The sequence below is a fragment of the Mycobacterium sp. SMC-18 genome (assembly GCF_045310895.1).
GTDB lineage: Bacteria > Actinomycetota > Actinomycetes > Mycobacteriales > Mycobacteriaceae > Mycobacterium.
Map to the genome: position 1 here is coordinate 12,112 of NZ_JBJIAL010000032.1, position 11,674 is coordinate 23,785.

An 11,674-nucleotide genomic window follows, 5' to 3' on the forward strand; every position below is an offset into this window, starting at 1 on the left:
CACGCAATACACCACACTCGCGCCATGGGTTGCCTATTTGGTTAGGCAAACCTTTCCGGCTCGTGGAAAGCCGCGTACCCAGTTCATTTCTCGTCAGTTCGCCATGCACCGCACTCGGTCGTGGGGGATCATGAACCGCACGGTTCGCAGCGTCTCGCGAGCCTGCAGCACGTTGAGTATTGGCGTCTTCGATTAGGAACGGCCATATGTCCGAGTGCTTTCTGGCGGGCGAAGAAATCCACCAGCTCAATCGGGACCTACGGATACTCATCGCGACAAACGGCACCCTCACGCGGATTCTCGGTGTCGTCAGCGGCGAGGAGATCGTGGTCCAGGTCGTCGAGCAGCAGATTCATCCGCACGAACTCGACCAGTGGGACCACCTGTCGGGCCGGGTTCTGCAACGCCGTGTCCTGCTCAACGGCCGGACCTCGGGCCGGCGATTCGTCGGCGCCGAATCCCTCATCGCCATCGACCTGCTGCCCCCGACCATCGCGGCAGACCTGACGAGCACAACTGCGCCCATCGGCGAGATCATGGCCGCCAGCCGCCTCGAAACATTCAAGGAGCCGGCCGACATCTGGGTGGCGGAATCACCCGACTGGCTTGCCGCCGCGACGGATCGGGACGCGCAATCGAGGACCGTCAGCCGCCGGTACCGCATCATCCTCGACGGCCGGCCCGTCATCGTCATCACCGAGTACTTCCTCGATTTCGAGGCAACCGCATCATGACGCTGCCGAGCGGAAATCTGGCAGCGCTGCTGGCCGAACGTGCATCGCAGGCAGGATGGCGGGACAGGCCCGCCTACCATGGCCCGCAGGTCGTGACCCACGGGCAAATCCACGACGGCGCAGCACGTTTGGGGACGGTGCTACAGCGCCGTGGACTCTCCGCCGGAGACCGCGTCCTGTTGTGCCTTCCGGATTCTCCCGAACTCGTACAGTTGCTGCTGGCCTGCCTCGGCCGCGGCATCGTGGCCTTCCTCGCCAACCCCGAGCTCAATCGCCGGGACCACCGTTTCGCCGAAAACGACACGGAGCCAGGCCTTGTCATCACATCCGGCGCGCTCCTCGACCGGTTTGGTGAGTCGGCCGTCGCCGACGCCGCGGAGCTGGTTTCCGAAGCGGCCCATGCCGGCCCGGCCGGCTACGAGCCGCTGAGCGGCGACGCTCCCGCCTACGCCACCTACACCTCCGGTACGACGGGTGCACCGAAGGCCGCCATCCACCGGCACTCCGACGTGTGGGCCTACGTCGAGGCGATGTGTGACCGAGCACTGCGCCTCACCGCACCCGATGTCGGGTTGTGCAGTGCGCCAATGTACTTCGCGTACGGGCTCGGCAACGCGGTCTGGTTCCCGCTTGCGACAGGCAGTTCCGCGGTCATCGTCAAACGGCCGGTCACCCCCGAAGCGACAGCCGACCTGAGCACCACATTCGGCGCATCGGTGCTCTACGGCGTGCCGACGTTTTTCGCGCGCATCGTCGAAGCCTGCTCCCCCGCATCATTCCGTTCGCTGCGCTGCCTGGTATCAGCCGGCGAAGCTCTCGACGTGCGGCTCGCCGAGCGGATGACGGAGTTCTTCGGCGGTATCCCGATACTCGACGGGATCGGCTCGACCGAGGTGGGGCAGACGTTCGTCTCGAACACCATCGCGGACTGGCGTCCTGGCACCATCGGAAAAGTTCTCCCGCCCTACGAGATCCGCGTCGTCACGCCGGAGGGCGCGGTGGCGCCTCCCGGCACAGTGGGGAACCTCTGGGCCCGCGGGCCGTCGATATCGCCGGGGTACTGGAATCGTCCGGCCGGCACTCTCGTACGGGATGGCGACTGGCACGATACGCGGGACCGGGTGTCGGTCGACGCCGACGGCTGGGTGACGTACTGCTACCGCGCGGACGACACCGAGATCATCGGTGGCGTCAACGTCAATCCACGGGACATCGAGCGCCTCATCACCCAGGACGGCAGAATCGCGCACGCGGCCGTTGTCGGGGTGAAAGAGTCACCCGGTGTCTCGGCACTGCAGGCGTTCCTCGTCCCCGCCGAAAATGCCGTCGTCGACGAATCGGTCTTCCGAGACCTGCACCAGCGCTTGGTTTCTCAGCTGTCTGCCGTCCAGGTACCACACAGATTCGCCGTGGTCGAGCAGCTCCCCCGCACGCCGACCGGCAAGCTGGTCCGCCCCGCGCTGCGCGCCGAGAGCCCGGCGCCGCCGATCTGGGATTACCCGGCCGCCGAAACACCCTCGGATACACCGCCGCCCGCTCCCGAACGCCCACCGAATCACGTGACGCTCAGTGACCGGGTCGCCGCCCTGCGGCAGGAACAGCACCGGCTGGTGGCCGATACCGTGTGCGCCGAGGTCGCGAAAATGCTGGGCCTGACGGACGCGCAAGCACTGAACCGGGATCTCGCCTTCTCCGAACTCGGCTTCGATTCGAAGATGACGGTCGAACTTCGCAACCGGCTGGCAGCCGTTACCGGACTTCAGCTTTCGGACACCGTCGGCTGGGATTACGGCTCGATCGGGCAACTGGCCCGGTATGTGGAAGCTCAATTGTCCGCCGGCGCAAGCCCCGTCGCGTCTGCCCCGGCAACCGGGGCCGACGAACCGATCGCCATCGTGGGTATGGGCTGCCGCTTCCCCGGCGGGGTGGACACGCCCCAGGGCCTGTGGGAATTGGTGGCGAACGCGCGGGATGTGGTGTCGGAGTTCCCCACCGACCGGGGGTGGGATGTGAAAAGCTTGTTCGACCCCGACCCCGATGCGGCGGGCAAGACCTACACCCGCTGGGGTGGCTTCCTCGCGGACGTGGCCGGCTTCGACGCCGGCTTCTTCGGAATCGGCCCCAGTGAGGCGCGGGCGATGGATCCGCAACAGCGGCTGCTCCTCGAATGCTCGTGGGAAGCCTTGGAGCAGGCCGGAATTGATCCGACGTCATTGCACGGCTCCGCCACCGGGGTGTTCACCGGGGTCTTCGCGCAACGCTACGGCGCCGCGGGAACCGACAGGCTGGAAGGCTACGGGCTGACCGGCTCGGCACTCAGTGTGGCCTCGGGCCGGGTGTCGTACGTCTTGGGGCTGCAGGGGCCCGCGGTGTCGGTGGACACCGCGTGCTCCTCGTCGTTGGTGTCGCTGCACTGGGCCGCGCAGTCCCTGCGGTCGGGCGAATGCGACCTGGCGTTGGCCGGTGGCGTGACGGTGATGACGTCGCCGGAGACCTTCATCGGGTTCAGCAGACAGCGCGGGCTCGCTCCGGATGGCCGGTGCAAGGCTTTCGCCGGCGCCGCGGACGGGACGGCGTGGGGCGAAGGCGCCGGCGTGCTGGCGCTGGAGCGGTTGTCGGATGCCCAGCGGTTGGGACATCCCGTGCTGGCGGTGGTGCGCGGCAGTGCCGTGAACCAGGATGGCGCCTCCAATGGGCTGACCGCACCCAACGGGCCGTCGCAGCAGCGGGTGATCCGGGCGGCCCTGGCCAGCGCGGGGTTGACCGCCGCCGACGTGGATGTCGTGGAGGGGCACGGGACCGGCACCACGTTGGGGGATCCCATTGAGGCGCAGGCGCTTCTGGCCGCCTACGGGCAGGACCGCCCGGCGGAGCGGCCGTTGTGGGTGGGCTCGATCAAATCGAACATGGGTCATACCCAGGCCGCCGCCGGCGTCGCCGGGGTGATCAAGATGGTGCAGGCCATGCGCCATGGCGTGATGCCGGCGACGCTGCACGTGGATGTCCCCTCCCCGCGCGTGGATTGGGACCGCGGAGCGGTGTCCGTGCTGACCGAGGCCCGGCCCTGGCCACTCGATGGCCGCCCGCGCCGGGCCGGTGTGTCGTCGTTCGGCATCAGCGGCACCAACGCGCACGTGATCCTGGAGCAGGGTCCGCAGCCTGAACCGGAAAGTCACGGGGCGGAGAACCCGAGCGGCGCACTCCCGTGGGTCATCTCGGCCAAATCAGCCGAGGCGCTGAGCGCGCAAGCCGAGCGCTTGTCGGCACATCTGCGCGCCCATCCGGAACTCCAGCCTGTCGACGTGGGGTACTCGCTGGCCCGACGTTCGGTGTTCGAGCACCGCGCGGTGGTGCTGGGCGCGGATCGTGAGGCACTCGCCTCGGGACTGACTGCGTTGGCCGCCGGGAAACCGCATGCGGCAGTCGTGGCAGGCCGTGCCGGCGCGGTCGGCAAGTCGGTGGTCGTGTTTCCCGGGCAGGGCTCACAGAGCCTCGGGATGGGCCGGCAGCTGTATGACCAATTGCCGTTGTACGCCACGGTGTTTGATGAAGTGGCCGCCGAGCTGGACCGTCATCTGCGGCTGCCGCTGCGCGAAGTGCTCTGGGGCTCCGACAGCGGCCTGCTCGACAGCACCGAATTCGCGCAGCCGGCGCTGTTCGCGGTGGAAGTGTCGTTGTTCGCGGTGCTGCGGAGCTGGGGCGTCACGCCCGACTTCGTGCTGGGACATTCGGTCGGTGAGTTCTCGGCGGCGTACGTCGCGGGGGTGCTCACGCTGCCGGACGCCGCATTGTTGGTCGCCGCCCGGGGACGCCTGATGCAGGCCCTCCCAGCCGGTGGCGCGATGACGGCCGTGAGCGCCGCAGTAGACGTGGTGACGCCACTGCTGGCCGACGGTGCGGTGATCGCGGCGATCAATGCGCCTGAGTCGGTGGTCCTCTCAGGTCCGCAGGGCGCCGTCACCGAGACCGCCGAGCGGCTGGCCGCGCTGGGCCACCGGGTGCACCCGCTCGCGGTCTCGCATGCCTTCCACTCGCCGTTGATGGAGCCGATGCTCGACGAGTTCGTGCGGCTCGCAGCAGAAGTCGAACCGCGCCGGCCGCAGATTCCGCTGATCTCGAATGTGACGGCCCAATCAGTTGATGCCGCAGCCGGTTTCGGCTCGGCACCATATTGGGTGGACCACATCCGGCGGCCCGTGCGTTTCGCCGACAGCATCCGGAACCTGCAGACAAGCGGCGCGACGCATTTCATCGAGGTCGGTCCGGGCAGCGGGTTGACGGCCGCCGTCGAACGGTCGGTGTCACCGGCCGAACCCGTCACGGTGTCGCTGCTCGGCAAGGGCCGGCCGGAGGTGGCGGCACTCCTGCACGGCGCCGCCCGGTTGTTCACCACCGGCTTGCCCGTGGCGTGGCCGGCGGTGTCCGCGCACGGACACCGGGTCGAGTTGCCCACGTATGCGTTTCAGCGGCGTCGCTTCTGGACGATGCCGACCTCCACCGGATCCGCGGGCACCGCGGCACTGGGGCTGAATGCCGCCCACCATCCGTTGCTGAGCGCGGTGGTCGAGCGGCCTGATTCCGGTGGGGTGGTCTTGACCGGGCGCGTGTCCTTGGCGGATCAGCCATGGTTGGCCGATCACCTGATCGGCGGCGCGGTGCTTTTCCCCGGGACCGGGTTTGTGGAGCTGGCCCTGCGGGCCGGCGACGAGGTGGGCTGCGGAACCGTCGAAGAGTTGGTGCTGGCCGCGCCCCTGGTCCTGGACGAGGACGCCGCGACCCAACTGCAGGTCGTGGTGAGCGCTGCCGCGGAGTCGGGCAGCCGGGCGGTCTCGGTGTACGCACGTCGCGATGAGTCCGACGCGGAGTGGTCGCTGCACGCCGAGGGCACGCTGACGGCCCACGCTTCGGAGCGCGCAGGAGACCTGACGGCGTGGCCGCCGCCCGGTGCGGCGAGCGTCGACCTGTCCGGTGGCTATGCGCGGCTCGGCGAGCGCGGCTACGAGTACGGGCCGGCGTTCCAGGGCCTGATCGCGCTCTGGCGCTGCGGCCCTGAGCTTTTCGCCGAGGTTGCCGCACCCGAAGACGCGGGTGCGACCGACACGATGGGTATCCATCCGGCGGTGCTGGATGCGGTGCTGCACGCGGCCGGGCTGGCCAGCGACACCACCCAGACGATGTTGCCGTTCTGCTGGCGCGGTGTGACGCTGCATGCCGGCGGCGCCGGGCGGGTACGGGCCCGCATCACCGTGCTGGGCGACGACGAACTGTCGGTGGACGTGGCCGACCACGCCGGGTCGCCGGTGCTCACGGTGCGCGCCCTGACCACCCGCCCGATCGGCGCCGGGCAACTGCCCGCCCCCGACGGACCACTGGAAGTGCTCTGGACACCGATATCGTTGAGCCACAAGCCCGAACCGGCGGATCGTGACCGAGTGGTCGTGTGGGAGTACACATCCGCCGACGACGACGTGGTGGGCGCGGTGCATGCCGGCACGCGCGCCGCCCTCGAGGTGTTGCAGGATTGGCTGGCCGACGAGCGAGCCGGCACCTTGGTGGTGTCGACCCGCGGCGCGGTGGGACTGGCCGGCGAGGACGTCGGCGATCTGGCTGCCGCGGCGGTGTGGGGTCTGGTGCGCTCGGCGCAGGCCGAAAACCCGGGCCGCATCATGCTTCTCGACACCGACGGCACGGTCGACCCGACAAAGCTCGTCGCCGCCGGCGAGCCGCAACTCGTGGTGCGGTCCGGCAAGGTGCACGCCGCCCGGTTGGCCTCGGCCCCAGCGCTTTTGGTGCCACCGGAAGGTGCGTGGCGGTTGGCCGTCGGCGGTGACGGAACACTGGAGAACCTCGCCATCCGGGCCTGCCCCGAGGTGGAAGCAGCGTTGCCGGCCGGCCAGGTGCGGGTGGCGGTGGCGGCGGTCGGGGTCAACTTCCGCGACGTCATGGCGGCGTTGGGCATGTATCCCGGGCAGGCCCCCGTGCTGGGCGCCGAGGGCGCCGGCGTGGTGGTGGAGACCGGCCCGGGCGTCTCGGGCATTGCGGTCGGTGATGCGGTGATGGGCCTGATGGCCGGCACCGGCCCGGTGGCCGTGGTCGATGAGCAGTTGCTCACCACGGTGCCGGAGGGCTGGTCGCTCGAGCAGGCCGCCGGGGTCTCGGTGGCGTTCCTGACGGCCCTGTACGGATTGGTGGATCTGGCCGGCATCGCTGCCGGGGAATCGGTACTCGTGCACGCCGGCACCGGCGGGGTGGGCATGGCGGCGGTGCAGCTGGCCCGCCACCTCGGTGCGGACGTCTTCGTCACCGCCAGTCCAGGCAAGTGGAACACCTTGCGCGCCATGGGTTTTGCCGATGACCACATCGGCGATTCGCGCACCCTCGACTTCGAGGACAAGTTCCTGGCGGTCACCGGGGGCCGCGGCGTCGACATCGTGCTCGACTCGCTGGCCGGGGAATTCGTGGACGCGTCGCTCCGGTTGCTGGGCCGCGGTGGGCGCTTCATCGAGATGGGCAAGACCGACATCCGCGACGCCGAGGCGGTCGCCGCGCAGTATCCCGGTGTCCGGTACCAGGCATTCGATCTTTCCGAGGCCGAACCGCAACGGATGCAGGCGATGCTGTGCGAGTTGACGAAGCTCTTCGAAACGGAGCGGCTGCGGCCCCTGCCCGTCACGCCCTGGGATGTCCGCTGCGCCCCGGAGGCCTACCGGTTCATCAGTCAGGCGCGCCATGTCGGCAAGGTGGTGCTGACGATGCCGACGGCGCTGGCCGGCCGGCTCGCCGACGGCACGGTGTTGATCACCGGCGCCACCGGAATGGTCGGCGCGCATCTGGCCCGCCATCTGGTCAGTGCCTACGGCGTCCGGCACCTGGTGCTGGCCAGCCGGCGTGGGGACCGCGCCGAGGGCGCCACCGCGCTGGCCGCCGAATTGGAAAGTGCCGGCGCCCACGTGGAATTGGTGGCCTGCGATGTCACCGATCCGGACGCGGTGCGAGCGCTGGTCGCGCGGTGCTCCCCGCCACTGCGCGGAGTGATCCATGCCGCGGGCGTCCTCGACGATGCCGTGATCGCCTCCCTGACGCCGGACCGGCTGGGCCCGGTGCTGCGGGCCAAGGTGGACGCGGTCTGGAACCTGCACGAAGCCACCCGTGATCTGAATCTGGCGATGTTCGTGTTGTGTTCGTCGATCGCCGCCACGGTGGGCGCACCGGGACAGGGCAATTACGCAGCGGCGAACGCGTTCCTGGACGGCTTTGCCGCCCATCGGCGAGCCCTGGGATTGCCCGGGACGTCCCTCGTGTGGGGAATGTGGGAACAGTCCGGTGGGATGACGGCCCACCTGAGCGACCGCGATCTGGCCCGGATCAGCAGCAGTGGGCTGGCGCCGATGACACCCGCGCAGGCGCTGCAACTGTTCGACGACGCGCTGACGCACGATCACCCCGTGACCGTCGCCGCCCGCCTCGACCGGGCCGCACTGAACACCAAGGCCCGCAACGGAAATCTGCCGGTGTTGTTCAGCGGGCTGGTCCGCAGTCCGCGGCGGCGGCCGGCCCACGATTCCGGCGATGCCACCGCCTCGAAGTCAGCGCTGGCCCACCGCCTCGACGGGTTGACGCGCGACGAACAGCGCACGCTGCTGACCGACATGGTGTGCGCGCAGGCGGCGGCGGTGCTCGGCCACCCCACGCCCGACGATCTCGACCGCGAGGCCGCTTTCGAGGAGCTGGGCTTCGACTCCCTCACCGCCGTCGAACTACGCAACCGCCTCAAGACTGTGACGGGCCTGGCCCTGCCGCCGACCCTGATCTTCGACCACCCCAGCGCCAGTGCGCTGGCGGCCCACCTCGCCGGTTCGCTCACCGCCACCGACGCCCCCGCGGCAGTGACGCATGTCGACGCGCCCTCCGCTCGGCCCGTGGACGACCGGCTGGCCTACCTGGACCAGGCCGCGTTCCTCGCGCTGCGCGCAAGCCATGGCACGGTCCTGCAGATGACCTGGATCTATGACCGGGCCGTCGACGTCGCCGCGTTGCGGCGGTTTCACCACAACCTCGGTCATGGACTGCTGGGCCGCCTGATCGAGCGGGCGTCAGTACCGTTCGCCCGCGATCGCTGGGTCCGGTCTCCGGCCGCGCCGGACATCGACTTCGCCGCCACACCACGGCCGCGCGCCGAGGTGAGCGCATGGTCCGACGAACGCGCAAGGCTGCCGCTCGATCCCGAGCGGGGGCCCGGATGGCACCTCGGGGTGCTGCCGCTCGAGGGCGGCGCCACCGCGATCAGCCTCGTGGCGTCGCATCTGATCGTCGATGCCATCGCCTTCGGGCAGGCGGTCGCCGACGCCGTCGAGGGCCGGACGCACGACCTGGGTTATCTGTCGGCGCGGTCACGGCCTCGCGGTCGCGCGCTGCGCGAGGATCTGCGGCAGACGGTCAAGGACCTGCCCGACATGGCGCACGGCGTGGCCGCCGTGGCCCGGAGGGAGCGAATCAGCGCCGCCGGCCAAGCCGGCACCCCCGAGCAGAGCCGGCAGCGACCAGAAGGTCGACGTCCCCGGCCTCACCGCGCAGATCGATCTGAGCGCATGGGATGCGCGCGCGAAAAGCCTTGGCGGCGGCAGCAACTCGCTCGTCGCCGGCATCGCGTGCCGGCTCGCGGTGGCGACCGGACGCGTTCAGGAGGACGGGACGGTCACGCTGCGCTTCGTGCTGTCGCGTCGCACCGAGGGTGATACCCGCGCCAATGCGCTGACGAGCGCCGACGTCGTGGTCGACCCCACACACGCGGCGAAGGACCTCGCCGACATCCGCGCCAAGATCACGCGCGCCACCCTCGAGACCATCGAGAACCCTGACGACGAGGCCCTGGCGCCGACGGCCCTGGCGGCGGTCACGCCGAAGTGGGCGGTCCGGAAGTTCGGTGCGATGGCAGCAGGCGGCGCCGTCCTGCCCGTCACGTGCTCCAACGTCGGTGACGTGCCGGCGGCGGTGAGCCGGCCCGACGGCACCGAGGCTGACTACCTGTCCATGCGATCGGTCGAGCCCGACATCACGAAGGGCCTGCTCGAGGCGATGGGCGGCCAGATGTTCCTGTCGTCGGGGCGCGCCGGCGGGAAGATGTCGATCAGAATCTCCGCCTATCTCCCGGGCCGGCTCGATACCCGGGAAGCGTTGCGCGACACGGTGTCACGAGTCCTTGCCGAATTCGATCTGGGTGCGCAGATCGACTACTGACCGCCTGCCGCGGCCTGTTCCCGGGCAGCACGGGCCACTGGCGAGTACTCCAGGTAGTCCAGCGCCATCTGTGTCGACGCCTCCGCGTTGGGGTGATAGCCGGGCCGGATGTAGCGGAACGGCACCGTCACCATGAGCAGCCAGGGACCGGGCACCCGGTACTCCCGCGAGGCGCGCAGCCAGTCGCGGAACCGTGGCTTGGCGGAGATGGTCGGGTCGGCGTTCATGAGGTACCGCATACCCCGGTACCACGTGAGCAGGAACCCGGGCGCGGTGAGCAGCATCGTCACCGCCCGCATGAGGTAGTTGCCACACAGATGCTGGTAGATGTCGAACACCAGCGCGCGGTGTTCGATCTCCTCTGCCCCGTGCCAGCGCAGCAGATCCAGCATGGTCGGGTCGGCGCCGGCGTAGTCGAGGCCGCGGTTCTGGATCGTCCACTGGCCCAGCGCCGCGTTGAAGGGTTCGAGGGCCGCGGCCACCGCCAGGCGCTGGTACAGCGCCCACCGCTGCACCACCCGCGGCAGTCGTGACTGTTTGGCAGCGGCCTTGTCACCCACCGCCGGCAGTTCGGTGGACATCGTGCCGGTGAACGGCGTGGTGTCGATGCCCTGTTCCAGCAGATGTTGCAGCACCATCTGGTGCGCCTGGGCATGCCAGCCCTCCTGCTGCACGAACGGCTTGATCGCGGCTTTCATCTGCGGGTCGTCGACGAGCGGTTCGGCCTCGTTGACGACCTGGATGAACCAGCGCTCACCGGCCGGCAGCATCAGGTGCAGCACGTTCAGCATGTGGGTGGAAAACGGATCGCCGGGAACCCAGTGCAGCGGCGTGTCCGACCAGTCGAAGCGGACCTTTCGGCGGTGGGTCGGATATCCGTCGTGGTGGACCTCGTGATCAGCCATCCCCACTCTTTTCCCAGTTGGAGCGGCTTTAACCCTACGCCAACAACCCCGCACCCTGCGCGATGAACGCCAGGCCGACGAGCGTCACGATCGCCACCACGATCTGTTGCCGGTAGCCGCCGACCCAGTCGTGCACTTTCCGCAGTGCCGCTTGGGTTTTCGCCGGTGCGATGACATTGCAGAGCAGCACCACCTCGACGACGGCGAGGCTCACGACGATGAACACCAGCGCGACGGCGATCTGTGTGCCGATGGCGGCGCCCGACGCCAGGATCGTCGTCAGCGCGAACAGCACCAGCGACGGGTTCGGGCCGGCCCAGAAGCCGATCACCGCCGCGATCCACAGCGCCCCGCTCTCCCAGGCGCGTTGCGCGCGCCCCAGCAGGCCGCCGCGCGGCGGCGCGTCGGGGTCCCGGTGCAGCAACTTCGAGATGGGTGAGACGTCGTCGTCCGGGGTGCGCCGGCGCGTCACCATCCGCACCGCCGTCACTGCCGCGATGACGAGCAGCAGCACGCCGACGGCCACCTGGAGGTGCCGCATCGTCGCGCTCGCGGTGGTGCGCGGGTTGGCCAGGTCGTGCACCCACGCCAGGTCGGTGAAGTGCAGCGCCAGCAGCGGAAGCAACAGCAGCATGACGCTCGCGGCCACGCAGCCGACCCAGTACACCAGCAGGTTCTGCGCCGGGCGCGGCCGGGAGATCAGCAACAGGTTGACGCCGAGGCGCACCGGATCGAACGCGATCGGCAGTGCCAGCACCGCCACAGAACCCCACATTGCCGCCAACTTACCGGGCGCGG

Annotated in this window: 4 protein-coding genes and 1 pseudogene; 3 read left to right on the forward strand and 2 right to left on the reverse strand. The window is 69.5% G+C overall.

The genetic code is table 11. The annotated features are described in order from the left end of the window. The first annotated feature begins 206 nt into the window (after positions 1-206). The 3 genes and pseudogenes from ACJH6J_RS22415 (at position 207) to ACJH6J_RS22425 (ending at position 9,971) form a co-directional block, all read left to right on the forward strand. On the forward strand, positions 207-734 hold the full coding sequence (locus ACJH6J_RS22415; protein ID WP_212807375.1) for a chorismate pyruvate-lyase family protein: 528 nt from the start codon (positions 207-209) through the stop codon (positions 732-734). Next, positions 731-8,668 (forward strand): annotated as a pseudogene (locus ACJH6J_RS22420) (SDR family NAD(P)-dependent oxidoreductase); the annotation flags it as partial. The gene ACJH6J_RS22415 and the pseudogene ACJH6J_RS22420, both read left to right, overlap by 4 nt. A 775-nt stretch (positions 8,669-9,443) precedes the next feature. Next, positions 9,444-9,971 carry a hypothetical protein gene (locus tag ACJH6J_RS22425; protein ID WP_406804541.1) on the forward strand — a complete coding sequence of 176 codons (528 nt, stop codon included), beginning with the start codon at positions 9,444-9,446 and terminating at the stop codon, positions 9,969-9,971. On the opposite strand, the gene ACJH6J_RS22430 is transcribed toward ACJH6J_RS22425, so the two are convergent. Both ACJH6J_RS22430 and ACJH6J_RS22435 read right to left on the reverse strand, forming a co-directional pair. Beyond that, entirely contained in the window at positions 9,965-10,876 is a 912-nt protein-coding gene (locus ACJH6J_RS22430; protein WP_212807377.1) for a metal-dependent hydrolase, read from the reverse strand. The two genes, ACJH6J_RS22425 and ACJH6J_RS22430, sit on opposite strands and share 7 nt — an antisense overlap. Before the next feature lie 34 nt (positions 10,877-10,910). Continuing rightward, entirely contained in the window at positions 10,911-11,651 is a 741-nt protein-coding gene (locus ACJH6J_RS22435) for a GAP family protein (protein ID WP_406804542.1), read from the reverse strand. Between the last annotated feature and the right edge of the window lie 23 nt (positions 11,652-11,674).